This window comes from Streptomyces sp. NPDC002125 (genome assembly GCF_053593715.1).
The window spans coordinates 1-25,237 of record NZ_JBSFDD010000010.1; the positions used below are offsets into that span (position 1 = coordinate 1).

Annotated in this window: 24 protein-coding genes and 1 riboswitch; of the genes, 19 read left to right on the forward strand and 5 right to left on the reverse strand. The window is 70.1% G+C overall.

All coding sequences use genetic code 11. The annotated features are described in order from the left end of the window. The 3 genes from ACWCQM_RS18745 to ACWCQM_RS18755 form a co-directional block, all read left to right on the forward strand. On the forward strand, positions 1-1,128 hold a 1,128-nt coding region (locus tag ACWCQM_RS18745), incomplete at its 5' end, for a cytochrome c oxidase subunit I (RefSeq protein ID WP_450916303.1). After that, positions 1,125-1,523 carry a cytochrome c oxidase subunit 4 gene (locus ACWCQM_RS18750; protein ID WP_073747638.1) on the forward strand — a complete coding sequence of 133 codons (399 nt, stop codon included), beginning with the start codon at positions 1,125-1,127 and terminating at the stop codon, positions 1,521-1,523. The genes ACWCQM_RS18745 and ACWCQM_RS18750, both read left to right, overlap by 4 nt. A 125-nt stretch (positions 1,524-1,648) precedes the next feature. Continuing rightward, positions 1,649-2,905, forward strand: coding sequence for an Ig-like domain-containing protein (locus tag ACWCQM_RS18755; RefSeq protein WP_450916304.1), 1,257 nt, complete (start codon positions 1,649-1,651; stop codon positions 2,903-2,905). A gap of 71 nt (positions 2,906-2,976) precedes the next feature. Here ACWCQM_RS18755 and ACWCQM_RS18760 read toward each other — a convergent pair whose 3' ends face one another. Next, a complete protein-coding gene (locus tag ACWCQM_RS18760) occupies positions 2,977-3,378 on the reverse strand; it encodes a DNA-binding transcriptional response regulator (protein ID WP_073747640.1) in 402 nt (133 codons plus the stop codon). Between the two features lie 187 nt (positions 3,379-3,565). Between ACWCQM_RS18760 and ctaE the strand changes: the two genes are divergently transcribed. From ctaE to ACWCQM_RS18790, 6 genes are all read left to right on the forward strand, one after another. Then, positions 3,566-4,186 carry an aa3-type cytochrome oxidase subunit III gene (ctaE, locus tag ACWCQM_RS18765; protein ID WP_014045480.1) on the forward strand — a complete coding sequence of 207 codons (621 nt, stop codon included), beginning with the start codon at positions 3,566-3,568 and terminating at the stop codon, positions 4,184-4,186. Positions 4,187-4,241: 55 nt separating this feature from the next. Next, positions 4,242-5,051, forward strand: coding sequence for a cytochrome bc1 complex diheme cytochrome c subunit (qcrC, locus tag ACWCQM_RS18770; protein ID WP_073747641.1), 810 nt, complete (start codon positions 4,242-4,244; stop codon positions 5,049-5,051). Continuing rightward, a complete protein-coding gene (qcrA, locus tag ACWCQM_RS18775) occupies positions 5,048-6,100 on the forward strand; it encodes a cytochrome bc1 complex Rieske iron-sulfur subunit (protein WP_267076169.1) in 1,053 nt (350 codons plus the stop codon). Before qcrC ends, qcrA begins: the two co-directional genes overlap by 4 nt. After that, a complete protein-coding gene (gene qcrB, locus ACWCQM_RS18780; RefSeq protein WP_450916305.1) occupies positions 6,097-7,728 on the forward strand; it encodes a cytochrome bc1 complex cytochrome b subunit in 1,632 nt (543 codons plus the stop codon). The genes qcrA and qcrB overlap by 4 nt, the downstream gene beginning before the upstream one ends. 124 nt (positions 7,729-7,852) lie before the next feature. Further along, positions 7,853-8,917 (forward strand): anthranilate phosphoribosyltransferase, encoded by a 1,065-nt coding sequence (gene trpD / locus ACWCQM_RS18785; RefSeq protein WP_450916306.1) that lies wholly within the window; start codon positions 7,853-7,855, stop codon positions 8,915-8,917. A gap of 87 nt (positions 8,918-9,004) precedes the next feature. Continuing rightward, a riboswitch (SAM riboswitch) is annotated at positions 9,005-9,122 on the forward strand. Between the two features lie 180 nt (positions 9,123-9,302). After that, a complete protein-coding gene (locus ACWCQM_RS18790; protein WP_450916307.1) occupies positions 9,303-10,679 on the forward strand; it encodes an aminotransferase class V-fold PLP-dependent enzyme in 1,377 nt (458 codons plus the stop codon). A gap of 82 nt (positions 10,680-10,761) precedes the next feature. Here ACWCQM_RS18790 and ACWCQM_RS18795 read toward each other — a convergent pair whose 3' ends face one another. After that, positions 10,762-11,043 (reverse strand): Lrp/AsnC family transcriptional regulator, encoded by a 282-nt coding sequence (locus tag ACWCQM_RS18795; protein WP_072483264.1) that lies wholly within the window; start codon positions 11,041-11,043, stop codon positions 10,762-10,764. After that, a complete protein-coding gene (locus ACWCQM_RS18800) occupies positions 11,040-11,813 on the reverse strand; it encodes a rhomboid family intramembrane serine protease (protein ID WP_450916308.1) in 774 nt (257 codons plus the stop codon). The genes ACWCQM_RS18795 and ACWCQM_RS18800 overlap by 4 nt, the downstream gene beginning before the upstream one ends. 152 nt (positions 11,814-11,965) lie before the next feature. Between ACWCQM_RS18800 and ACWCQM_RS18805 the strand changes: the two genes are divergently transcribed. From ACWCQM_RS18805 to ACWCQM_RS18825, 5 genes are all read left to right on the forward strand, one after another. After that, positions 11,966-12,208, forward strand: a complete 243-nt coding sequence (locus tag ACWCQM_RS18805; protein ID WP_014156692.1) for a hypothetical protein — start codon at positions 11,966-11,968, stop codon at positions 12,206-12,208. Positions 12,209-12,246: 38 nt separating this feature from the next. Beyond that, positions 12,247-13,608, forward strand: a complete 1,362-nt coding sequence (locus ACWCQM_RS18810) for an NYN domain-containing protein (RefSeq protein ID WP_450916477.1) — start codon at positions 12,247-12,249, stop codon at positions 13,606-13,608. A 296-nt stretch (positions 13,609-13,904) separates the two neighbouring features. Next, positions 13,905-14,930, forward strand: coding sequence for an NlpC/P60 family protein (locus ACWCQM_RS18815; protein ID WP_450916309.1), 1,026 nt, complete (start codon positions 13,905-13,907; stop codon positions 14,928-14,930). A gap of 238 nt (positions 14,931-15,168) precedes the next feature. Further along, on the forward strand, positions 15,169-16,191 hold the full coding sequence (locus ACWCQM_RS18820) for an NlpC/P60 family protein (RefSeq protein WP_450916310.1): 1,023 nt from the start codon (positions 15,169-15,171) through the stop codon (positions 16,189-16,191). Positions 16,192-16,207: 16 nt separating this feature from the next. Beyond that, complete coding sequence (locus tag ACWCQM_RS18825) at positions 16,208-17,461, forward strand: hypothetical protein (RefSeq protein WP_450916311.1); 1,254 nt, start codon at positions 16,208-16,210, stop codon at positions 17,459-17,461. Here ACWCQM_RS18825 and ACWCQM_RS18830 read toward each other — a convergent pair. Beyond that, positions 17,418-18,686, reverse strand: a complete 1,269-nt coding sequence (locus ACWCQM_RS18830; protein ID WP_450916312.1) for a glycosyltransferase 87 family protein — start codon at positions 18,684-18,686, stop codon at positions 17,418-17,420. The two genes, ACWCQM_RS18825 and ACWCQM_RS18830, sit on opposite strands and share 44 nt — an antisense overlap. 77 nt (positions 18,687-18,763) lie before the next feature. Here ACWCQM_RS18830 and ACWCQM_RS18835 point away from each other — a divergent pair, with 77 nt between their 5' ends. Further along, a complete protein-coding gene (locus tag ACWCQM_RS18835) occupies positions 18,764-19,906 on the forward strand; it encodes a glycosyltransferase family 4 protein (protein WP_450916313.1) in 1,143 nt (380 codons plus the stop codon). A gap of 98 nt (positions 19,907-20,004) precedes the next feature. Here ACWCQM_RS18835 and ACWCQM_RS18840 read toward each other — a convergent pair whose 3' ends face one another. Beyond that, positions 20,005-21,801, reverse strand: a complete 1,797-nt coding sequence (locus ACWCQM_RS18840; RefSeq protein WP_450916314.1) for an AMP-dependent synthetase/ligase — start codon at positions 21,799-21,801, stop codon at positions 20,005-20,007. A 280-nt stretch (positions 21,802-22,081) separates the two neighbouring features. Here ACWCQM_RS18840 and ACWCQM_RS18845 point away from each other — a divergent pair, with 280 nt between their 5' ends. The 4 genes from ACWCQM_RS18845 (at position 22,082) to ACWCQM_RS18860 (ending at position 25,207) form a co-directional block, all read left to right on the forward strand. Then, positions 22,082-22,891: a metallophosphoesterase family protein gene (locus tag ACWCQM_RS18845; protein WP_450916315.1), complete on the forward strand. Its 810-nt coding sequence runs from the start codon at positions 22,082-22,084 to the stop codon at positions 22,889-22,891. Between the two features lie 120 nt (positions 22,892-23,011). Further along, positions 23,012-23,461, forward strand: coding sequence for an SRPBCC family protein (locus ACWCQM_RS18850; RefSeq protein WP_073747652.1), 450 nt, complete (start codon positions 23,012-23,014; stop codon positions 23,459-23,461). Positions 23,462-23,465: 4 nt separating this feature from the next. Then, entirely contained in the window at positions 23,466-24,647 is a 1,182-nt protein-coding gene (locus tag ACWCQM_RS18855) for an ArsA family ATPase (RefSeq protein WP_450916316.1), read from the forward strand. An 80-nt stretch (positions 24,648-24,727) separates the two neighbouring features. Then, entirely contained in the window at positions 24,728-25,207 is a 480-nt protein-coding gene (locus tag ACWCQM_RS18860) for a DUF5304 domain-containing protein (protein ID WP_450916317.1), read from the forward strand. Positions 25,208-25,237: the final 30 nt, after the last annotated feature.

The following is a 25,237-nucleotide window of genomic DNA, read 5'->3' on the forward strand; positions in this document are numbered from 1 at the left end:
GGCATGACGATGTTCCGCATGCCGATCTTCACCTGGAACGTCCTGCTGACCGGTGTCCTGGTCCTGCTGGCCTTCCCGGTGCTGGCCGCCGCGCTCTTCGCGCTGGAGGCGGACCGTAAATTCGGTGCGCACATCTTCGACGCGGCCAATGGCGGCGCATTGCTCTGGCAACACCTCTTCTGGTTCTTCGGCCATCCAGAGGTGTACATCATCGCGCTACCATTCTTCGGAATTATTTCCGAAATCATCCCGGTATTCAGCCGCAAGCCGATGTTCGGCTACATCGGTCTGATCAGCGCGACGATTGCCATCGCCGGTCTTTCGGTGACGGTGTGGGCCCACCACATGTATGTCACCGGTGGCGTGCTATTGCCGTTCTTCTCCTTCATGACGTTCCTCATCGCGGTACCGACCGGTGTGAAGTTCTTCAACTGGATCGGCACGATGTGGAAGGGGTCGTTGTCCTTCGAGACACCGATGCTCTGGTCGGTCGGCTTCCTGATCACCTTCGCCTTCGGTGGTCTGACCGGCGTGATCCTGGCGTCGCCGCCGCTGGACTTCCACATCTCCGACTCGTACTTCGTCGTCGCGCACTTCCACTACGTCGTCTTCGGCACCGTGGTCTTCGCGATGTTCGCCGGATTCCACTTCTGGTGGCCGAAGTTCACCGGCAAGATGCTGGACGAGCGGCTGGGGAAGGTGACGTTCTGGACGCTGTTCATCGGCTTCCACGGCACGTTCCTGGTGCAGCACTGGCTCGGAGCCGAGGGCATGCCGCGTCGTTACGCGGACTACCTCGCGGCCGACGGCTTCACCGCCCTGAACACGATCTCGACGATCTCCTCGTTCGTGCTCGGTCTGTCGATCCTGCCGTTCTTCTACAACGTCTGGAAGACCGCCAAGTACGGCAAGAAGATCGAGGTCGACGACCCGTGGGGCTACGGCCGTTCGCTCGAATGGGCGACGTCCTGCCCGCCGCCCCGGCACAACTTCCTCAGCCTGCCGCGCATCCGCTCCGAATCCCCGGCGTTCGACCTGCACCACCCGGAGATCGCGGCGCTCGAGCAGCTGGATCACCTCTCCGAGGGTGACAAGGTCCTCGTCGGCGGCAAGGAGGACGGCAAGTGAAGATCCAGGGCAAGCTCTTCATCTGGCTCAGCGTCTTCATGCTGGCCATGGCCATCACCTACGGCGTCTGGTCCAAGGAGCCTGTGGGCACCACCGCGCTGGTCCTGTCCTTCGGGCTGACCATCATGATCGGCTTCTACCTGGCCTTCACGGCCAACCGGGTCGACGCGCTGGCCCAGGACAACAAGGAAGCCGATGTCGCGGACGAGGCCGGCGAGGTGGGCTTCTTCTCCCCGCACAGCTGGCAGCCGCTCTCGCTGGCCATCGGTGGAGCCTTCCTCTTCCTGGCCGTCGTCTTCGGCTGGTGGCTGGCCTACTTCTCGGCGCCGCTGCTCCTGATCGGCCTCTTCGGCTGGGTCTTCGAGTACTACCGGGGCGAGAACCGCACCCAGTAGGACACGCCGTCCAAGGACGCACAGCACCCGTACGGGGGCCCGGTCCGCTCAGCAATGAGCGGACCGGGCCCCCGTTTGCAGTCACTGAACGCGCTGGATCGGATGAATCTTCTTAGCGTGGGTTCATGAACCACACGCCGAGCATCCGCGCCGTAGTGAGCTGCACTCTGCTGGTCGTGACCCTGGTTGCAGGTGCGACCGCCTGTGGCGAGCCCGATGGTGATCCGCTGTCGCTGAAGCCCTACGACGCGGCCGACCTCATCTCCTTCAACGGTCCGGCCGAGAACAAGAAGGCCGACCCCGACACCCCCCTCGAAGTCACCGTCAAGGACGACGACGCCAAGATCACGGACGTGACGGCGGTCGACACCGAGGGCCGGCACCTGGCCGGCGAGCTCGACGCCGACGGGAAGCGGTGGCACTCCACCACCTCGCTCGCCGCCGGCACCCGATACACCGTCAAGATCTCCACCGAGAACGGCGACGGCGCCCCCGGCAGCCGTACCTACGCCTTCGGCACGGACTCGCCCAAGAAGCTCCTGAACGTCTCCCTGGGCCCTCAGGCGGGCACCTACGGCGTCGGACAGCCCCTCACAGCGGAACTCAGTGCTCCGGTCAACGGCAGGGCGGCCAGGGCCACCGTGGAGCGCGGGCTCCAGGTCCGGTCGACCCCCGCCGTCACCGGCTCCTGGTACTGGGTCGACGCCAAGACGCTGCACTACCGGCCCAAGGAGTACTGGCCGGCCGACGCCACCATCGACGTCCGCAGCAACCTCAAGGGCATCAAGGTCACCGACGCCCTGCACGGCGCCGAGACGAAGCCCCTGAAACTCACGACAGGCGACCGGATAGAAGCGATCACCGACGCCTCCGACCACTCCATGACCGTGCTGCGCAACGGCGAAGTGATCAACACCATCCCGGTCACCACCGGCAAGCCCGGCTTCGACACGCGCAACGGCGTCAAGGTCGTGCTGGCCAAGGAGCAGTTCGTACGTATGCGCGGTGAGAGCATCGGCATCGCGGCCGGCTCCTCCGAGTCCTACGACCTGCCGGTCTACTGGGCGACCCGCGTCACCTGGAGCGGCGAGTACGTCCACGCGGCGCCCTGGTCCACGGGCTCGCAGGGCAACGCCAACGTCAGCCACGGCTGTACGGGCATGAGCACCGCCGACGCCCAGTGGTTCTTCGAGACCGTGCGGGAGGGGGACATCGTCAAGGTCGTCGGCAGCGACGGCGAGACGATGACCCCGTTCGACAACGGCTTCGGCGACTGGAACCTCGCCTGGGACGTCTGGCAGAAGGGCAGCGCCCTGCACGGCGGCGGCACGCCCGACACGGGCACCGGCGTCCAGACGGCGCGGCTGCGCCCCCAGGTCTGATCCGGCCCGGAGTGCGCAGCGCCTCGCCAGGACACCGCGAAGGGGATCGGGGCCCCTTCGCCCCCGGGCCCTCAGGCCTCCACGGAGAGCCTGTGGCGCAGGAGAGACGCCAGGGCGTCCGAGAAGTCGACCGGGTCGACCGGATGCGTCACAGCGGCGTCCGCACGGCTCCACGTGGCCAGCCAGGCGTCCTGGGGCCGCCCGATCAGCAGCAGCACGGGCGGGCAGTCGAAGATCTCGTCCTTGATCTGCCTGCAGACGCCCATACCGCCCGCGGGGGCCGTCTCGCCGTCCAGCACGCAGACGTCGACACCGCCCCGGTCCAGCGCGCTCAGGACGGCCGGCAGGGTGGCGCACTCCAGGAACTTCACCGGCGGCACGTCCGCGGCAGGCCTGCGCCCGGCTGCCAGCCTCACCTGCTCACGGGTGTTGGCGTCGTCGCTGTAGACCAGGACCGTGGCGGTCGGCTGCATTGTTCCTCCGTGACGTCTGTGTCTTCGGGGCTCTCGGGGCATGAACCGATGGGCGGATCGTACTCCGGCGGACAGCCTGTCAGCACCGGTAAAGGCAGCGATTCGATGGGCCGTTCGGTGAGGACACACGCCGCTGACACACCGAACGGCACCCCCCGGAGTGAGGGCGGGATAAGCGACCGACATAATGTCGGTCGTGGCGACAGCAACGACAGTAGAAACCGGGCACGCGCACCCGTCGGTCAATCGGCCGAACCTCACCAGCGTCGGAACCATCATCTGGTTGAGTTCCGAGCTGATGTTCTTCGCGGCCCTCTTCGCGATGTACTTCACCCTGCGATCGGTGATGGGACCCGATCACTGGAAGGAGATGGCTCACCATCTGAACTTCCCGTTCTCGGCGACGAACACCACGATCCTGGTGCTTTCCTCTCTCACCTGCCAGCTCGGCGTTTTCGCCGCGGAGCGGGGCGATGTGAAGAAGCTCCGCACCTGGTTCATCATCACGTTCGTGATGGGTGCGATCTTCATCGGAGGCCAGGTCCTCGAGTACACCGAGCTGGTCAAGGAGGCGGGTCTCTCCCTGTCCTCCGACCCGTACGGCTCGGTGTTCTACCTGACGACCGGCTTCCACGGTCTGCATGTGACAGGCGGTCTCATCGCCTTCTTGCTCGTTCTGGGCAGGACATACGCGGCCTCGAGGTTCACCCATGAACAGGCCACCGCGGCCATCGTCGTGTCCTACTACTGGCACTTCGTCGATGTCGTCTGGATCGGTCTGTTCGCCACGATCTACATGATCAAGTAACCGGGCTCGCACCCGCCCATCATCGACGCAGAAGATCCTGACACCGGGGTAATCCGTGAAAAAGCTCTCCGCACGACGACGCCATCCGCTGGCGGCCGTCGTCGTACTACTCCTCGCGCTGGCGGCTACCGGGGGGCTGTACGCCGCGTTCGCGCCTGCGGGTAAGGCGCAGGCCGACGAAACCGCCCAGTCCCTCGCCATCGACGAGGGCAAGAAGCTCTACTCCGTGGGCTGTGCCAGCTGCCACGGATCCGGCGGTCAGGGCACCACCGACGGGCCGTCCCTCGTGGGCGTCGGCTCCGCCGCCGTCGACTTCCAGGTCGGCACCGGACGCATGCCGGCCCAGCAGCCGGGCGCCCAGGTGCCGAAGAAGAAGGTCATCTACAACCAGGCCGAGATCGACCAGCTCGCGGCGTACGTCGCGTCGCTGGGCGCCGGTCCGATCACGCCCACCAAGAGCCAGGTCGACCCCTCGGGCGCCGACGTGGCCAAGGGCGGTGACCTGTTCCGTACCAACTGCGCGCAGTGCCACAACTTCACCGGTGAGGGCGGCGCGCTGACGAACGGCAAGTACGCCCCGAGCCTCGAAGGCGTGAGCCCGAAGCACATCTACGAGGCCATGCAGACCGGCCCGCAGAGCATGCCCTCCTTCCCGGACAGCACCATGCCGGAGCAGGAGAAGAAAGACATCATCGCGTACATCAAGACCGTCAACGGTGATGAGTCCCAGACCCCCGGTGGCCTCTCGCTCGGTGGCCTCGGCCCCGTCAGTGAGGGTCTCTTCGGCTGGATCTTCGGTCTGGGCGGCCTGATCGCCATCGCCGTCTGGGTCGCGGCCCACACCGCTAAGGCCAAGAAGTCATGAGTAGCCAACAGATTCCAGAAGAGCACCTGCCGGTAGAGCAGGGCGCCGCGCACGGCGCGGCAGTGGTCGCGGACGACCCGTTCGCCAACCCGGGACTGCCGGCCCACAAGCCGCGCATCCAGGACATCGACGAACGTGCCGCCAGGCGCTCCGAGCGCGCCGTCGCGTTCATGTTCACGCTGTCCATGCTGGCGACGGTCGGCTTCATCGCCTCCTACGTCATCTTCCCGGTCGACAAGATCGTCTACATCTGGCCGTTCGGGCATGTGAGCGCGTTGAACTTCTCCCTGGGACTGACCCTGGGCGTCGCGCTCTTCTGCATCGGCGCGGGCGCCGTCCACTGGGCGCGCACCCTGATGTCGGACGTGGAGGTCGCCGACGACCGGCACGCCATCTCGGCGGAGCCCGAGGTCAAGGCCAAGGTCATGGCCGACTTCGCGGCCGGTGCCGCGGAGTCCGCGATCGGGCGCCGCAAGCTGATCCGCAACACGATGTTCGGTGCGCTGGCCCTGGTGCCGCTCTCCGGCGTGGTGCTGCTGCGCGACCTCGGTCCGCTGCCGGAGAAGAAGCTCCGGTCCACCCTGTGGGCCAAGGGCAAGCAGCTCGTCAACATGAACACCATGGAGCCGCTGCGTCCCGAGGACGTGGTCGTCGGTTCGCTGACCTTCGCCATGCCCGAGGGCCTGGAGGAGGACGCGCACGACTTCCAGACGCAGATCGCCAAGGCCGCCCTGATGATCATCCGCATCGAGCCGGACAACATCAAGGACAAGCGCGAGCGCGAGTGGGCCCACGAGGGAATCGTGGCCTTCTCGAAGATCTGCACCCACGTCGGCTGCCCGATCAGCCTGTACGAGCAGCAGACGCATCACGTGCTCTGCCCGTGCCACCAGTCCACCTTCGACCTCTCCGACGGCGCCCGCGTCATCTTCGGTCCGGCCGGTCACGCCCTTCCGCAGCTGCGGATCGGTGTGAACAGCGAGGGCAACCTCGAGGCGCTCGGTGACTTCGAAGAGCCCGTCGGTCCTGCCTTCTGGGAGCGCGGATGAGTACTGCGACGGAAACAGAGACCCAGCGCAAGGCGCCCGCCGGTGAGCGGGTCGCCGACTGGGCGGACGGCCGGCTGGGCATCTACGGCCTGGCCAAGGCCAACATGCGCAAGATCTTCCCGGACCACTGGTCCTTCATGCTCGGTGAGATCTGCCTCTACAGCTTCATCATCATCATCCTCACGGGTGTGTATCTGACGCTGTTCTTCAACCCGAGCATGAACGAGGTCGTGTACCACGGCTCGTACGAGCCGATGCAGGGCATCCGGATGTCCGCGGCGTACGCCTCGACGCTGGACATCAGCTTCGACGTCCGCGGTGGTCTCCTGGTCCGCCAGATCCACCACTGGGCCGCGATCATCTTCCTCGCGGGCATGTTCGTGCACATGTTCCGGGTGTTCTTCACCGGTGCGTACCGCAAGCCGCGTGAGATCAACTGGCTCTTCGGTTTCCTGCTGTTCGTGCTCGGCATGTTCACCGGGTTCACCGGCTACTCGCTCCCGGACGACCTGCTCTCCGGTACGGGTGTGCGGTTCACACAGGGCGCGATCCTGTCGATGCCGATCGTCGGTACGTACATCTCGATGTTCCTGTTCGGCGGGGAGTTCCCCGGGACGGAGATCATCTCGAGGTTCTACTCGATCCACATCCTGCTGCTGCCGGGCATCATGCTCGGGCTCGTGGTCGCCCACCTCATCCTGGTGTTCTTCCACAAGCACACGCAGTTCGCGGGTCCGGGGCGTACGAACAAGAACGTCGTCGGCATGCCGCTGCTGCCGGTCTACATGGCCAAGGCCGGAGGCTTCTTCTTCCTGGTCTTCGGCTTCATCGCGATCCTCTCCGCGATCGCCACGATCAACCCGATCTGGGCGCTCGGCCCGTACCGGCCCGACCAGGTGTCCACGGGCGCCCAGCCGGACTGGTACATGGGCTTCGCGGAAGGCTTCGTCCGTGTGATGCCGGGCTGGGAGATCAACCTCTGGGGCCACACGCTGGTCCTGGGCGTGCTCATCCCGCTGGTCCTGTTCGGCGTCGTCCTCGCGGCACTGGCGCTGTACCCGTTCATCGAGTCCTGGATCACCGGGGACAAGCGCGAGCACCACATCCTGGACCGCCCGCGCAACGCCCCGACCCGTACGGGTCTCGGTGTCGCCTGGGTGACGATCTACTTCGTCATGCTCATCGGCGGCGGCAACGACATCTGGGCGACCCACTTCCACCTGTCGCTCAACGCGATCAGCTGGTTCGTGCGTATCGCCTTCTTCGTCGGCCCGGTCCTGGCGTTCGTCGCCACCCGGCGCATCTGCCTCGGCCTCCAGCGCCGCGACAAGGAGAAGGTGCTGCACGGGCGCGAGTCCGGCACCATCAAGCGCCTGCCGCACGGTGAGTTCGTGGAGATCCACGAGCCGCTCGGTCCGGAGCAGCTGCACACGCTCACCGCGCACGAGCAGTACAAGCCGCTCGAGATCGGCCCGACGGTCGACGAGAACGGTGTCGAGCGCAAGCCCTCCACGCTCCAGAAGGTGCGGGCACGGCTCAGCCAGAGCTACTACGGCGAGGACAACCAGATCGCCAAGCCCACTGTCGAGGAGTACAAGGAGATCACCAGCGGCCACGGCCACCACTGATCACCTGAGCTGAACGCCACAGCGGGAGCCCCGTCCATCCGATGGACGGGGCTCTTCGCTGTCCCGGAGCCTCGATAAGGTGGGAGACATCCTTCTATCGGCTGTGGACCCCCAGGAGCGGACCATGAACGTTGTGACCCCGGACGGCGGCGACAGCGTGGCGGACCGTACCTGGCCCGGTGTGCTGACCCCCCTGCTGCGCGGTGAGCACCTGGGCGCGGACGACACCGCGTGGGCCATGGACCGGATCATGAGCGGCGATGCCACGGACGTCCAGATCGCGGGCTTCGCAGTCGCGCTGCGGGCCAAGGGCGAGACCGTGGACGAGGTCGCGGGACTCGTCCGCGCCATGTACGAGCACGCCCACACCATCGACGTGCCCGGCCACACGGTCGACATCGTGGGGACCGGCGGGGACATGGCCAAGACGGTCAACATCTCCACCATGTCGGCGATCGTCGTCGCGGGGACGGGCGCGAAGGTCGTCAAACACGGCAACCGCGCCTCCTCGTCGGCGAGCGGGGCCTCGGACGTGCTGGAGAAGCTGGGCGTCAATCTGGAGCTGACCCCGCAGCGAGTCGTGGCCGTCGCCGAGGAGGCGGGCATCACCTTCTGCTTCGCCGTGAAGTTCCACCCGGCCCTGCGCTATGCCGCGCGGGCCCGCAAGGAGCTCGGCACGCAGACCACCTTCAACATCCTCGGCCCGCTCACCAACCCGGCCAAGGTGCGCTCCCAGGCGATCGGGGTCGCCGACGTGAAGATGGCGCCCATCGTCGCGGGCGTCCTGGCCGGCCGGGGCAACTCCGCGCTCGTCTTCCGGGGCGACGACGGCCTGGACGAGCTGACCACCACCGCGACCTCCCGGGTCTGGATCGTGCGGGACGGGACCGTGCGCGAGCAGGCGTTCGACCCGCGCGACGTCGGCCTCGACCTGGTGCCCGTAGAGGCGCTGCGCGGGGCCGACGCCTCGTACAACGCGGATGTCGCCCGCCGGCTGCTCGACGGGGAGACCGGCCCCGTGCGCGACGCGGTGCTGCTCAACTCCGCAGCTGCGCTGGTCGCGCTGGACCCCGCCGAGTCCACGCTGAACGAGCAGATCGCCGCCAAGATGGCCCTGGCCGCCGGGTCGATCGACTCGGGCGCCGCCAAGAAGGCGCTGGAGCGCTGGGTGGCGGCCAGCAACGCCTGACGGCGCACCGGGTGTGAGCGAGGGCGCAGTCCGCGATACGGACTGCGCCCTTTGCGTGTGCGCGGCGTTGTGGCAAGATGCTGCGCAGGTCATGAGTGACAGCGACTACGGCCCCGGCCCGCTGTCCGGCAACCCTCCGTCCGTGGCGGGGTGCCCCGGGTGAAGACCAGGCCGCAGGCAGCGAGGTCTGCGGCAAGCGCGGGCCCCTCGGCATCGTTGGATGCCACCCCTTGGGGTCCTGGTCCCAGGGAGCCTCTTGTGAGCAAGCGAATGCGATAGGGCTCAACGCCCTTCTCCGCGCACCCTTTTTCCTTTCCTTCCCGTGCCGCAGCGTCCTGTCCGACGCCGGTGCGTGGATTTCGCCTGCCTCTTACGGGAGTTCGCCATGTCTGTCTCCACCGCTGCCGTCGACCAGTCCATTTGTGCGCCTCTGCCGGTTCTCGGTGCGGATGTCACCGTTCCGCTGGTTACCGGCGGAGATGTCACCTACGCGGCACTCGACTACGCGGCCAGCGCCCCGGCCCTCCAGCGGGTGTGGGACGACGTGGCTGCCTACGCCCCGTACTACGGCAGTGTCCACCGCGGCGCCGGCTACCTCTCGCAGCTCTCCACCGACCTCTTCGAGGCCAGCCGCGTGACCGTGGCGGAGTTCCTCGGCTGCCGTGCCGACGACCAGGTGGTCTTCACCCGTTCGACGACCGACTCCCTCAACCTGCTGGCCGCCGCGCTGCCCGCGGACTGCCAGGTGTTCGTGTTCGAGACGGAGCACCACGCCTCGCTGCTCCCCTGGCGGGACGCCCGGGTGAGCTACCTGGACGCTCCTCGGACCCCCGAGCAGGCCGTCGCGACCCTGGAACGCGCGCTGGCCGACCGCGAGCCCCACGGCCCCGCGCTGGTCTGCGTCACCGGCGCGTCCAACGTCACCGGCGAGCTGTGGCCGGTGAAGGAGCTCGCCGCCGCCGCGCACGCCCACGGGGCGCGGATCGTGCTCGACGCCGCGCAGCTGGCGCCCCACCACCCGGTGGACATCGCGGAGCTGGACGTCGACTGGGTCGCCTTCTCCGGGCACAAGCTGTACGCGCCCTTCGGCTCGGGTGTCCTCGCGGGCCGTACGGACTGGCTGCGGGACGCCGAGCCCTACCTCGCGGGCGGCGGCGCCTCCCGCAAGGTCGCCCGGCGCGCCGACGGCGGCGTGGACGTCGAGTGGCACACCAACGCGGCCCGGCACGAGGCCGGCTCGCCCAACGTCATCGGCGTCTACTCCATCGCCGCCGCCTGCAAGGCCCTGACCGAGGCCGGCTTCGACCGCCTGGTCGCGCGGGAGCAGCAGCTGGTCACCCGGGTCCGTGAGGGCCTCGCGGACGTCCCCGAGGTCAAGGTGCTCTCGCTGTTCGGCGACGACGCCCCCCGGGTGGGTGTCATCTCCTTCGTGGTCGAGGGCTGGAACAGCTCGCACTTCGCGGCGGCCCTCTCCGCCGAGTACGGCATCGGGGTGCGCGACGGCCTCTTCTGCGCCCACCCGCTGGTGCGGACCCTGCTCGGCAGCGAGCCGCAGGACCCGGGCGAGTGCGGCGCGCCCGAGGCCGCGCCGGGGGAGAGGTCCCTCAACGCCATCCGGGTGAGTTTCGGCGCCGGTACGCCGGACGAGCACATCGACCGCTTCCTCGGCGCGGTCCGCGAGCTGGTGGCCACGGGCGCCCGCTGGACCTACCGCACGGAGGACGGCCGCTGCGTCCCCGACCGGGGCGCGGCCCAGGTCTGACGACAGCGATACGGCTCCGGCCGGGCGCGGGAGACGGCTCCCGCACCCGGCCGGAGCCGTATGCCGTACGAGGTGGGGTGTACTACGCGTCGAGACCGATGGCGAAGGCCGCCTCGAGGTCGTGCTGCGAGTACGTGCGGAACGCGACATGGGTGTCGGTGGCCTCGACGCCCGGGATCTTGCTGATCCGGCCGGGGATGACATCGGCCAGGTCGTCGTGCCTGGCCACCCGGACCATGGCGATCAGGTCGTACGTACCGGTGACCGAGAAGACCTCGCTGACGCTGTCCAGCGCGGCGATGGCCTCCGCGATCTCGGGAATCCGGTCCACGCTGGTTTTGATGAGAACGATCGCGGTGATCACGGCTGGCTTTCTCCCTCAGTGGCCGTGGCTGGAGACTTCACTCTAGTACCACCCCGGAAACGCACCCAGGCGTAGAGGAAGCCGGCCGCGAAGCCCGCGACGTGCGCGAGGTACGCCACGCCAGGGCCGCTGCCCGCGCTCCGCGCCGCCAGCCACTGCAGGACGAACCAGAAGACGAGGACGATCCAGGCGGGGAAGCGCAGGGGCAGGAAGAACAGGAACGGGAAGAGGCTGGTGACCCTGGCCCGGGGGAACAGATAGAGGAACGCGCCGAGCACCGCCGAGATGGCCCCCGACGCGCCGACCAGTGTCTGATCGGAATCCGCGTGCACCACGGCGTAGGCGACCAGGGCGAAGTAGCCGCACAGGAGATAGAAGAAGGTGAACTCGGCCCGGCCCATGCGTTCCTCGGCCATCGCGCCGAACACGTAGAGGAACAGCATGTTGCCGAGCAGGTGCAGCCAGCTGCCGTGGACGAACAGCGCGGTCAGCGGGGTCAGCAGCGCCCGCGCGGAGCCCTCGGCGAGTTCGCTCGGGATGACGCCCCAGCGTTCGAAGTATCCGGCCTGCGCGGCGAGCAGCGAGTCCGGGCTGCTGCCGTAGACGGGGTTGAAGCCGGAGAGCGGGCTCATCAGGAACACCGCGGAGCAGAGCGCGATGAGCCCGTACGTGACGGGGGCGCCGCCCGCAGAGGCCGCGGTCCCGAGCTCCCTGGCCCGTTCCCGCCAGTCGACTTTCCGCCAATCGGTCACGTACAGAGCATGACGCACCAGTCGAGAACGGGACAGACCGCCTCGCCGTGCCGATAGGTATGCGCAAGGCCGTAGGGTTACCGCAGGACATCCGCAGTTCGACGGCGCACCGCGAGATCGAAGACCTGGGTACGCACAAGACTCGACGAACGATGAAAGAGGACGCAACGATGACGACGGTTCCCCAGCCGACGGACGGGACTCGCTGGCGCTGCACGCTCTGTGGCAACCTCACCCGTTTCGACGTGACGCGCTCCTCCAAGGTCGTGGAGTACGTCCATCTCGACCTGGCCGGGGAGTCGAGTGTCGAGGAGCGCGAGGTCGTCAGTGAGACCATCGAGTCCGTGCGCTGCCGTTGGTGCAACGCGGTGGACCAGATCGAGCTGGTCGACAGGCCGGGAGCCGACTCCTGACGGAGCCGCGCGGACAGACATATTGGGGTTGATGGATGGTGGAGCAGCCGACAGGCGGCGCCGGACCGGCCGACTCGGCCGACGGCACCGCGGAGTCGCTCGACCGTCCCCTGCCCGAGGGCGTGCGCCGCAAGGTGGTGGCGCTGGTCTCGGACGCCTTCGGCGGCCTGACCGTCGGCGAACTCCCCTCCCAGCTCCGTCAGTACGCCCGCTTCACCCCGAGCAGGCGGGCCAAGTTCGCGGGTAACGCGATGGCGGCGGCCCTGGAGAGCGACCCGGTGTTCCGCCGGCGCATCGGCGAACGGGTCGTGCAGACCCAGCCGGAGCTGGCGGACGCGCTGAAGTCCGGGGCGCCGCCCGCCGCGGCGGACCCCGTCGACGTGGCGGCGGCGGCCTATGTGCTGCGGCCGTCCGGCTGGGTCAAGCTGGTGGCCGCGGCCGGCGAGGAGGTCCAGCGGGCTCACGCCGAACGGGCGGACGAGGAGACCCGGCGCGAGCTGGAGCGGCTGCGCGAGGAGCTCGTCCACGCCCGCGACCAGACCAGGGCCGACACCGAGCGGCTGCGCGCGGAGCTGGAGGCGGCCCGCAAGGAGGCCGACTCCCTGCACCGCAAGCTGCGCAGCGCCCTCAGCGAGGTCAAGCGGGGCGAGGCCGCCCTGCGCAAGGCCGGCGCCGAGGCCGACGGGGTGCGGGCCGAGGCCGCGGCACAGGTCTCCGCCGCCGAGAGCGAGTCCCGCAGGCTCAGGGCGCGCCTCGGCGAGGCTGAGGCCTCCGTCGAGGCGGGGCGCCGTGCGGCCAGGGAGGGCCGCTCGGTCGAGGACATGCGGCTGCGGCTGCTCCTGGACACCGTGCTCGACGCGGCCCAGGGACTCCGCCGCGAACTGGCCCTTCCTCCCTCGTCGATCCGACCGGCGGACAGCGTCGACGCGGTGGAGCCCGGCAGGATGTCGCCCAAGGACATTGCGGCCAGGGCCCTTTCGGAGACCGATCCGGCGCTGCTCGACCAGCTGCTCGCCCTTCCGCAGGCGCATCTGATCGTGGACGGCTACAACGTCACCAAGACCGGTTATCCGCAGATGCCGCTGGAGAAGCAGCGGTTGCGCCTGCTGGGCGGTCTGTCGGTCCTCGCCGCCCAGACCGGCGCCGAGATGACCTGCGTCTTCGACGGTGCCGAACTGGCCGTTCCCGTCCTGCTCGCACCGCCGCGCGGAGTGCGCGTGCTGTTCAGCAAGGCGGGCGTGACCGCCGACGAACTGATCAGGCAACTGGCGCGCGCGGAACCGCCGGGCAGACCCGTCGTCGTGGTCTCCACCGACCGTGAGGTGGCCGACGGCGTCGCGAAGGCGGGGGCGCGGCCGGTCGCGTCCGCTCTGCTCCTGAAGCGCCTTTCGCGCGTCTGAGGCGACTTGTGTGGCATGGGCGACTTGCCGGAATTTATGGAACGTACCGTCAACTCATCGCTACACCCAGTGTGATGAAAGTAAAGAAGTGCCTGGTGTGACGAGATTTTGCTCGTGAGGATTTGAACTGATCACAAGATGGTCACTAGGGTCAGGCCTCGAACCTTCGCACGGTTGATCGCCCATCCGGGGTGACGGCGAAGGAACCGCCGAGTCCGTGACGTGCACGGAGCCGGGGAGTCAGACGTATCCCCCACAGCCCGGTAGGCGGCTCGAGGAAGAAGGAGCTCGCCTTCGTGGCGTCCCACCGTCGTCCCAAGCAGCCGAGCCGCACCCGCGTGACCGTGCTCACCGCGACCGCCGCCGCGGCCGTGGCCCTGTCCTCCCAGGCCGCCCAGGCCGACCCCAAGCCGACCAAGAGCGAGGTCAAGGCCAAGGTCGACAAGCTCTACCACGAGGCCGAGGAGGCCACGGAGAAGGCCAACGGCGCCAAGGAGCAGCAGGACAAGCTCAAGAAGCAGGCCGACGCCCTCCAGGACAAGGTCGCCCGAGGCCAGGACGAGCTCAACACCCTGCGCGGCGAGCTCGGTTCGCTCGCCACCGCGCAGTACCGCTCCGGCGGACTCGACCCGTCCGTCCAGCTGCTGCTCTCCTCGGACCCGGACAGCTTCCTCGACCAGGCCTCCGCGCTGGACCAGCTGACGGCCAAGCAGGCCGAGTCGCTGCAGAAGATCCAGGCGAAGCAGCGGACCCTCGCGCAGCAGCGCAAGGAGGCGCAGGCCAAGCTCACCGATCTCGCCGACGTCCGCGAGACGCTGAACGAGAACAAGAAGAAGTACCAGGGCAAGCTGGCCGACGCCCAGAAGCTGCTGAACACCCTCACCGCCGCCGAGCGGGCCAAGATGGCCGAGGACGAGCAGCGCGCCAGCCGCGCCGCCGGTGAGCGGGTCCAGCTCGGCAACGAGGTCCCCGCGTCCGCCCGTGGCGCCGCGGCCCTCCAGGCCGCCTCCACGCAGCAGGGCAAGCCCTACGTCTCCGGCGGCACCGGCCCCAACTCCTTCGACTGCTCGGGCCTGACCCAGTGGGCCTACGCCCAGGCCGGCGTCCAGATCACCCGCACCACGTACACCCAGATCAACGACGGCGTCCGGATCGGCCGCAGCGCCCTAAAGCCCGGCGACCTCGTCTTCTTCAACAACACCTCGCACGTCGGCCTGTACGCGGGCAACAACCAGATCCTGCACGCCCCGAAGCCCGGCACCGTGGTCCGCTACGAGTCGATGGACTACATGGGCACCTTCCAGTTCGGCGTCCGCGTCTGACGCCCGAACGGGCGAATCGCGGCACCCCTCACTGACGCTCCGCCCCGCCGGAGACCACAGGTCACCGGCGGGGCGGAGCTGTATGGTGCGCCCTTCCCCTCCCGGCGTGGTCCTTGGTCAGGATCTAGCCGTCCGGTTACTGTCTGCGCTGCCGCGCAGCTCCCGGTCGTCGGTCCGCCCGCCCCGGGCGGCAGGGGCTGCGCACATCTGCGAACAGCGGAAGGGAGCGCGGCTTCCTGTGGTCTCGCATCGCCGCCCCACCCGGCCCGGCCTCAACCGTGGCATCCGGGCCACCGTCCTGTCCGCCGCCGCGGCCACCGCGGCGGCCACCCTCGGCACCGCGCCGGCGAGCGCACGGCCGGAGGACACCCACGAGTCGGCCAGGGCCACCGTCGACCGGCTGTACGGGGAGGCCGAGCGCGCCACCGAGCTGTACAACGCGGCCCGGGAGAACCTCGGCGCGCTGCGCGGCCGGATCGCCAGGGCCCAGGACGCGGCGGCCAGGACGCAGGAGGACATCAACGAGATGCGGGCGGTGCTCGGCTCGATGGCCGGCGCGCAGTACCGCTCGGGCGGCATCGACCCCTCGGTGGCGCTGCTGCTCTCCTCGGACCCCGACACCTACCTGGACCGGGCCGAGGCCCTGGACCGCGCGGGCGAGCGCAGGGCGCTGACCCTGCACAAGCTCCAACGGGCCCAGCGCAGGATCGCCCAGAGCCGCGCGGAGGCCGCTGCCGCCCTGGCGGCCATGGAACGCGACCGGGAGGCCGTGGCACGCCACAAGCGCACCGTGGAGGGCAAGCTGGACCGGGCGCGGCAGCTGCTCCGCGCCCTGCCCGCGGCCGACCGGGAGTCCCTCGGCCGCGCCTCGCGCTCCGGCCGCTCCCAGGAGTTCCCGGCGGACGCGGCCGGCTCCGCACGCGCCATGGCGGCCCTCATGGCGGCCCGGCAGGCGCTGGGCCGTCCGTACGTCTGGGGCGCCAACGGTCCCGACGGGTTCGACTGCTCCGGGCTGATGCAGTGGGCGTACGCCCGGGCCGGGGTGGGTCTGCCCAGGACCTCGCAGGCACAGCGGTACGCGGGCCGCATGGTGCCGCTCTCGCAGGCCAGACCCGGCGACCTCGTCGCCTACCGCGCCGACGCGAGCCACATCGGGATGTACGCCGGCAACGGGCAGGTCATCCACGCTCCGTATCCCGGCGCCCCGGTGCGCTACGACCCCGTCGGCATGATGCCCGTCTCCTCGGTCACCCGCGTCTGACCGTACGATCGGCTGGATGGCTGTTCGGACGCAGGACGCGCGGCGGGAGCGTACCCGCGGACGGCGCACGGCGGGTGCCGTGCTCGCCGCCCTGCTGCTCGCGCCCGCCTGCGCCGCCCCCGGGGACACCGCGACCGGCCTCACCGTCCAGGAGGTCGGCGCCGCCCTGGACCGCCGCGCCACCGCGCTCATGGAGCACGACACCGCCGCCTACCTGGCCGCGCTCGACCCCCGGGCCACGTCCTTCAGGGCGGCCCAGCGCACCGAGCTGCGCAACCTCGCCGACGTACCGCTGGAGTCATGGGCGTACGAGGTGAAGGGCGTGAGCGGCGAGGGGGCCGGCCGGGTCACCGCGCAGGTCGAACTGCGCTACCGCTTCAAGGGGTACGACAAGGAGCCCATGTCCTCGTCCCGCACGGTGGAGCTGGTCCGCCGGGGCGACGGCGGGAGCTGGTACATATCCGCCGACCGGGCCGCCGACGGCAGCCCGGAGCAGCTCTGGCAGCAGGGCGACGTCGAGGTCGTACGCGGCACCCACAGCCTGGTCCTGGGGGTCGGCCGCCGGCCGGCGGAGCTGCGCCGGATCGCGGACACCGCCGACGGCGCCGTACCGGCCGTCGACGAGGCCTGGCCCGAGCCCTGGACGGAACGGGTGGTGGTGCTCGTCCCGGAGACCGTCGAGGACATGGCGGGGCTCCTCGACTCCCCGACGGCCAGCTACCGGGGCATAGCCGCCGTCACCACGGGCGAGGTGGGAGGCGGCGGCCGGGCGCCCGCGGACCGGGTGATCGTCAATCCGCAGGCCTACGGCATGCTCGGCGACTTCGGGCAGCGGGTCGTCCTCACCCACGAGAGCACCCATGTGGCGACCCGGGCCCACACGTCGGCCGCCACCCCGGTCTGGCTCTCCGAGGGCTTCGCCGACCTCGCCGCCTACCGCCAGGAGAGCCGCACCGCCCAGGAGATCGCACCGGAGCTCACCGAGGCGGTCAGGAGCGGCGACCTGCCCGCGGAGCTGCCCGCCGACGAGGACTTCGGCTTCGGCGGCGACGCGGAAGGGCTCTCGCGGGCGTACGAGAGCGGCTGGCTGGCCTGTGAGCTGATAGCGCGGGACTGGGGCGACGAGGCGCTGGTCGCCTTCTACAAGGCCGTGGGGAGCCGTTCCGAGCGGGACGGGGCGGTGGAGCACGCCATGCAGTCGGTGCTGGGCACCACACCCCAGGACTTCACGGCGCGCTGGCGGGAGTATCTGAGCGACCGGCTCGGCTGACCGGATCCGGGGAGGCGGGCTCCGCTCGCGCCCCCGGCACGGTCTCCCGCCACAGCCGGAGCCCGGCGATCAGCGTCGCGGCGACCAGCAGACCGTTGCGTACGGCCATGAGCGCCACGCCCTCCGCGTCGCTCGCCACCACGTGCGCGAAGCCCAGCGGGAACTCCAGCAGGGTGACCCCGGTGGCCACCAGGACCAGGCACGCGGGCAGCGCCATCCGGCTGCCCCGGAACACCAGGCACACCGCGCCGACGCCGAGCGGCCACACCATGTACTGGGGGCTGATGACGCGGCTGGTCACCGTGAACAGCAGCACCGCGGTGAACGCCGCGTCCGCCGAGGTGTGGACCGCGAACGTACGGGCCCGCAGCCGCCACATCAGCAGCCAGCCGAACGCGAGCACGCTCAGCGCCAGGGCCAGGGTGCTCACCAGCGCGACATGCGGACCGGCGAACTCCATCGAGCCGTACCGCAGCTCCACCCGGCCCTCCCAGCCGAACTGCCGCGCCACATGGAAGACCAGCGCGCCCAGCGACTCGATCTCCAGCCCCCGGTCGCGCTGGAACGTCAGGAACGCGAACGCGCCCGGCACCACCACCGCCGAGGCCAGGACCAGCACGGCGGCCGTCACCGCCGCGGCACCCCAGGACCGCCGCGTCGCCCGCCCGCGGGCCGTGCCCACCAGCACCAGCACCGGCCACACCTTCAGCAGCGCGCCGAAGGCGGCCAGCGCCCCCATCACCCTGGGGTGCCGCACGCCCGCGAGCAGCGCGGTCACCGCGACGGCCGTCACCATCAGGTCGTACCGGGCGTAGACCGTCGGCCCGAGCAGCGGCACACCCGCCACCCACAGCCAGGCGCCGGCGTTCCGGGCACCGGGCCGGCTGCCCGCGTACAGCAGCAGCCCCAGGACCAGCGCGTCGCAGAGCAGCACGAGGACGAAGAAGGCGGAGGCGTACTCCAGGAAGGGCAGCAGATCCGGCGAGAGCATCGCGAGCGCCGCGGCAGGCGGGTACTGCCAGGTGACGTCGTCCAGCGGATACGAACCTGCGCGGAACACCTCGTACCAGCCGTGATAGATCACCGAGACATCGCTGGTGACATCCGGGCCCGGCACCGTGAACACCTTGAAGACGCAGAGCAGCAGCACCGCCCGGGTCAGGCCCCACACGGCGAGGGACAGAATCCGGCCCCCCTGGCCACCCCTGCCCGTCCTGACCGTCATGCAGGCCATGATGCAGGTCCAGGCTGTGCGGGAGCCGTCAGGCAGGGCCGTCGAGGCGCCCGGTACTGTCGGCGGCGATGGACAAGACCCTGATCGTGACGAACGACTTCCCGCCCCGCCCCGGCGGCATCCAGGCCTTCCTGCACAACATGGCGCTGCGCATGGACCCCGAGCAGCTCGTCGTGTACGCGTCGACCTGGAAGCGCGGTGCGGAGGGCGCGGAGGCCACCGCCGCCTTCGACGCGGAACAGCCCTTCACCGTCGTACGCGACCGTACGACGATGCTGCTGCCGACCCCCCGGGTGACCCGGCAGGCGGTCCGGCTGCTGCGCGAGCACGGATGCTCCTCCGTGTGGTTCGGCGCCGCCGCACCGCTCGGGCTCATGGCGCCCGCGCTGCGCAGAGCGGGCGCCCGCCGGATCGTGGCCACCACGCACGGCCACGAGGCCGGCTGGGCCCAGCTGCCCGCGTCCCGGCAGCTGCTGCGCCGCATCGGCGAGGGCACGGACACCCTCACCTATCTCGGCGAGTACACCCGCTCCAGGATCGCTGCCGCGCTCACCCCGGAGGCCGCGGACCGGATGGTCCAGCTGCCGCCCGGCGTCGACGAGAAGACCTTCCACCCGGCCTCGGGCGGGGACCGGATCAGGGCCGGGCTCGGACTCGCCGACCGGCCCGTCATCGTGTGCGTGTCACGGCTCGTCCCGCGCAAGGGCCAGGACACCCTCATCCTCGCCATGCCGGCCGTCCTGGCCCGGGTGCCGGACGCCGTCCTGCTGATCGTGGGCGGCGGCCCCTACGCCGGGCAGCTGAAGAAGCTGGCCGCCGAGACCGGCGTCCAGGACTCCGTCCGCTTCACCGGGCCGGTGCCCTGGGAGGAGCTGCCCGCGCACTACGGCGCGGGCGACGTGTTCGCCATGCCCTGCCGCACCCGGCGCGGCGGACTCGACGTGGAGGGCCTCGGCATCGTCTACCTGGAGGCGTCGGCGACCGGGCTGCCCGTCGTCGCGGGCGACTCCGGCGGAGCGCCCGACGCCGTGCTCGACGGCGAGACCGGATGGGTGGTGCGGGGCGGCTCCGCCGAGGAGTCCGCCGACCGGATCGTCACCCTGCTCCAGGACCCCGAGCTGCGTCGCCGGATGGGGGAACGGGGCCGGGAGTGGGTCGAGGAGAAGTGGCGCTGGGACCTGCTCGCCGAGAAGCTCAGGACGCTGCTCTGACATCTCGGCACGGGCCGGGGAAGCGGCTCGGACGACCACGAGGAGGGGGCCCGTACCTGGTCAGGTACGGGCCCCCTCCTCGTCAGGCGGGTGCGGGCTCAGCCGCGGTAGATCGACTCGACCTCGTCCGCGAAGTCCTTCGCCACGACGTTGCGCTTCAGCTTCAGCGAGGGGGTGATGTGGCCCGCCTCCTCGGTGAACTGTGCGGCCAGGATGCGGAACTTGCGTACCGACTCCGCCTTGGAGACCGCCGCGTTGCCGTCGTCCACGGCCCGCTGCACCTCGGCCAGCAGGTCGGGGTCCTCGCGCAGCGACACCGCGGTCGACCCGGCGGGCTTGCCGTTCTCCTCGGCCCAGCGGGAGAGGAACTCCTCGTCGAGGGTGAGCAGCGCGCCGACGAACGGACGCCCGTCGCCGACCACCATGCACTCGGCGACCAGCGCGTGCGCGCGGATCCGGTCCTCGATCACCGCGGGGGCGACGTTCTTGCCGCCCGCCGTCACGATGATCTCCTTCTTGCGGCCCGTGATCGCGAGGTAGCCGTCCTCGTCGAGCGTGCCGATGTCACCCGTGTGGAACCAGCCGTCCGCGAGCGCCTCGGCCGTCGCCGCCTCGTTCTGCCAGTAACCGGTGAACAGGTGCTCGCCGTGCAGCAGCACCTCGCCGTCGTCGGCGATCCGCACCACCGAACCCGGCAGCGGCTGGCCGACAGTGCCGATCTTCTGGCGGTCCCACGGGTTGAAGGCGGTGGCGGCGCAGCTCTCGGTGAGGCCGTAGCCCTCCAGCACCGTGAAGCCGATGCCGCGGAAGAAGTGACCGAGCCGCTCGCCCAGCGGCGCGCCGCCGGAGATCGCGTACTCGCCGCGACCGCCGAGCACGGCCCGCAGCTTGCTGAACACCAGCTTGTCGAAGACCTTGTGCTTGACCTTCAGGCCCACCGAGGGGCCCTGCGGCGTGCCGAGCGCGCGGCTGTAGGCGATCGCCGTGTCGGCGGCGCGGTCGAAGATCTTGCCCTTGCCGTCGCCCTGCGCCTTGGCGCGCGCCGAGTTGTAGACCTTCTCGAACACCCGGGGCACCCCGAGGATCAGCGTCGGCCGGAAGGATGCCAGCTCATCGGTGAGGTTCTTGATGTCCGGCACACAGCCGAGCTTGATCGGGGCCATCACGGAGGCGACCTCGACCAGCCGTCCGAAGACGTGCGCGGTGGGCAGGAAGAGCAGGACGGAGCACTCGCCGGTACGGAAGAGGGGCTTCAGCCGCTCCACGATGTTGCCGCACTCCGCGAAGAAGCTGCGGTGCGTCAGCACACAGCCCTTGGGGCGGCCGGTGGTGCCCGAGGTGTAGACGATGGTCGCCGGGTCGTCGGCCTTGGCACTCACCATGCGCAGGTCCAGCGTCTCGTCGGAGACTCCGTTGCCGGCCGCCACCAGCTCGCCGACCGCGCCCCGCTCGATCTCCCAGACGTGCTGGAGGGCGGGGAGCCGGTCGCGCACGGAGGCGACGGACCGTGCGTGGGTGTCGCTCTCGACGACGACCGCGACGGCGCCCGAGTCGCCGAGTATCCACTGGACCTGCTCGGGGGAGCTGGTCTCGTAGACCGGCACGGTCACCGCGCCCGCGCTCCAGATGGCGAAGTCCAGCAGGACCCACTCGAAACGGGTGCGGGACATGAGCGCGACCCGGTCGCCGGGCTGGATGCCCGAGGCGATGAGGCCTCTGGCGGTGTCCCTGACCTCAGCGAGGAACTGGGTCGCCGTGACGTCGGTCCAGACGCCGGCCACCTTCCGGCTCATCACCGCGACGTCGGGATGCTGAGCGGCGTTGCGGCGGATGAGATCCGTCAGGTTGCCGTCCGTAGGGACCTCGTACAGGGCCGGAAGGCTGAACTCGCGCAAGACTGCTGCTCCTCATCGGGCTCCGGTTCCACGGCTCTGTGCGACGCACCGGATAGGTCCAAGACTGGCAGATGCTCAGTGGGGTGAGCACGACTGGACTGGCGGGACGTTACCCACCGGTAGACGGTTCCCGAAAGGGGGTTCCGGCCAGATGTCTCATGCATCACACATATCGGCGGTCCTTCGGCGCACATTAGTCCACCCGTGTCCCGATCCGGAAGTAACCGCAGGTCCGGCGGCCTCTACCCAGAGCGCCGCCCGGCGACCTAGGGTGATCCGCATGCGAGCCGGCGAACCGCGCGATCCACACACAATCACCACTCGACGGACACGCGTCCACGTCGTCAGCGACGTGCACGGCAACACGGACGCGCTGGCGCGCGCCGGGGACGGCGCGGACGCGCTGATCTGTCTGGGCGACCTGGTCCTCTTCCTCGACTACGCAGACCATTCGCGCGGGATCTTCCCCGATCTCTTCGGCAGGGAGAACGCGGACCGCATCGTCGAGCTGCGCACCGCGCGGCGGTTCGAGGAGGCGCGGGCCTTCGGACGTGAGCTCTGGGCGGGCCGGGACCGTAATGCCGCGATCCTGTCCGCCGTACGCAAGCAGTACGCCGAGATGTTCGCGGCCATGCCCACCCCCACCTACGCCACCTACGGCAACGTCGACGTGCCCGCGCTCTGGCCCGAGTACGCCCATGCCGGTACGACCGTGCTGGACGGAGAGCGTGCGGAGATCGGCGGCCGGGTCTTCGGGTTCGTCGGAGGCGGCCTCAGGACGCCGATGAACACCCCGTACGAGATCAGCGACGAGGAGTACGCCGCCAAGGTCGAGGCGCTCGGACCGGTGGACGTCCTCTGCTCGCACATCCCGCCCGAGGTCCCGGAACTGACCTACGACACCGTCGCGCGGCGCTTCGAGCGTGGCAGCCGCGCGCTCCTGGAAGCCATCCGCCGCACCCGTCCCCGCTACGCGATTTTCGGCCACGTCCACCAGCCGTTGGTCCGCCGGATGCGCATCGGTGTCACCGAGTGCGTCAACGTCGGACACTTCGCCTCGACAGGGCGGCCCTGGGTCCTGGAGTGGTGAGCGACACGGCCACCGGCCAGGGGCCGGGGCGCGGGCGGGGCGGCGGTGGACACGCGATAGCCTGCACACGGCAGGCCTCTGCCGAACGCGACCGGTACACCGCACTGGAGGGCCACGGCGATGGCTGAACACACCAGCTCGAGCATCACGATCGAGGCGGCACCGGCCGACGTCATGGGAGTGATCGCCGACTTCGCCCGCTATCCGGAGTGGACGGGCGAGGTGAAGGAGGCCGAGATCCTGGCCACCGACGACCAGGGACGCGCCGAGCAGGTCCGCCTCGTCCTGGACGCCGGAGCGATCAAGGACGACCACGTCCTCGCGTACACCTGGAACAGCCCGTACGAAGTCGGCTGGACCCTCGTCAAGTCCCAGATGCTGCGCGCGCTCGACGGCAGTTACGCGCTGGCGCCGCTGGGCGACGGTGACCGCACCGAGGTCACCTACCGGCTCGCCGTCGACGTCAAGATCCCGCTCCTCGGCATGATCAAGCGCAAGGCCGAGAAGGTCATCATCGACCGCGCCCTCGCCGGTCTGAAGAAGCGCGTCGAGTCCGTCCCGAAGGCCTGACCGCGTGCGTACGGTCCTCGTCACCGGCCCCGGCGGCGCGGGCCGTACCACCGTCGCCGCGGCGACCGCGCTCGACTCGGCCCGCGGCGGCCGGCGCACACTCCTGGTCTCCGCCGATGCCGTACCCGGTTTCCCCGCGGGTCCGGGACCCGCGGAGGTCACCGAGCGGCTCTCCTACGCCCGGGTCGACTCCGCCGCACACTTCCGCGCCGAACTCATCGAGCTCCAGGACCGGGCGTCCGGGGTGCTCGACCTGCTCGGCGCCAACCGGCTGGACGGCGAGGAGCTCACCGAACTGCCGGGCAGCGCGCAGCTCGCCCTCCTGCACACCCTGCGCCGGGCGGCCGACGGGGACTGGGCGCGGGAGGGCTACGAGGTCCTCGTCGTCGACCTGCCCCCGCTGACCGAGGCTCTCGCCCTGCTCACACTGCCGGCACAGCTGCGCCGCTATCTGCGCCGCCTCCTGCCCAGGGAACGCCAGGCCGCCCGCGCCCTGCGCCCCGTCCTCGCCCAGCTGGCCGGGGTCCCCATGCCCGCCCAGTGGCTGTACGAGGCCGCCGCGCGCAAGGATGCCGAACTGGCCAGCGTCGAGGCCCTGATCGAGGACGGCGCGACCACCGTGCGGCTGGTCGCCGAGCCGGGACCTGCCGGTGAGGAGGCCCTGAGCGCGGCCCGCACCGGGCTCGCCCTGTACGGACTGCGCACCGACGCCGTCGTGGCCTCCCGGGTCCTGCCCCGCCACTCCGCCGACCCCTGGTTCGCCGATCTCGCCGCCCGGCAGGAGAAGACCCTGGACCACTGGCACCAGGAGTGGGCGCCCGGCACCCCCGTACACGAGAGCGCCCACCTCGGCCGGGAGCCGCGCACCCTCGACGACCTGGCACTTCTCGCGGACGGCCGTGCCCCCGACGACCGGGCGCCCGGCCGCGCCGAGGACCCCTGGTGGACCGAGGACGCGGGGGACGGTGTGATCGCCTGGTGCCTGCCGCTGCCCGGGGCCGCCAAGGAGGACCTCAGGCTCGTCCGGCGCGGCGACGAACTGCTCCTCACCGCAGGTCCGTTCCACCGGATCCTGCGCCTGGAGTCGGCGCTGCGCCGCTGCACCGTCTCCGGGGCGGCACTCACCGACGGCGTTCTGCGTGTCCGGTTCACACCTGATCCCGCGCTCTGGCCCCGGACACAATGAACGGGGTACCACCGTTCGGGTAACGTCGGTAGTACGTGGCCCCCACGGCCACGCAGACAACCGCGCCGCAGGAGTCCGCCATGAGTGAAGCCACCGATCGTCCCGTCGACGACGACGCGTGGGCGGAGGCCTGCGCCGAGGACCTCGAAGCGGAGAAGGCCCGCCGGCGGGCGGAGTACGGACAGCAGCCGGGTTCCGCCGCCGAGGAGCTGCGCAAGCTGATCGACGCGGTGGCCGACAAGGTCTCCTCGCTCCAGTCGCCGCTGCTCGGCATGGCCGCCCAGGGCACCGTGCGGCAGGTGATCCGTCAGGCCAAGTCGGCGGTCGAGCCCGTCATCGAGCGCAACCCCGAACTCTTCGACCATCTCGCCGCCGCCGGGAACGAGCTCCTGGCCGCCTACCGCTCCGCCGTCGAGGGCCAGGAAGGCCGCTGGACCCGGGGGACCGAAGGCGCCGGAGGCACCGGAAGCACCCCCGGTTCCACGAAGAAGGCGGCCGAAGACCCCTCGGACCCGCGCGACGAGGGCACCGGCGGCAGCGAACACATCGACCTGGACTGACCCGGGACAGGAAATACCCGTCCCCGGCTC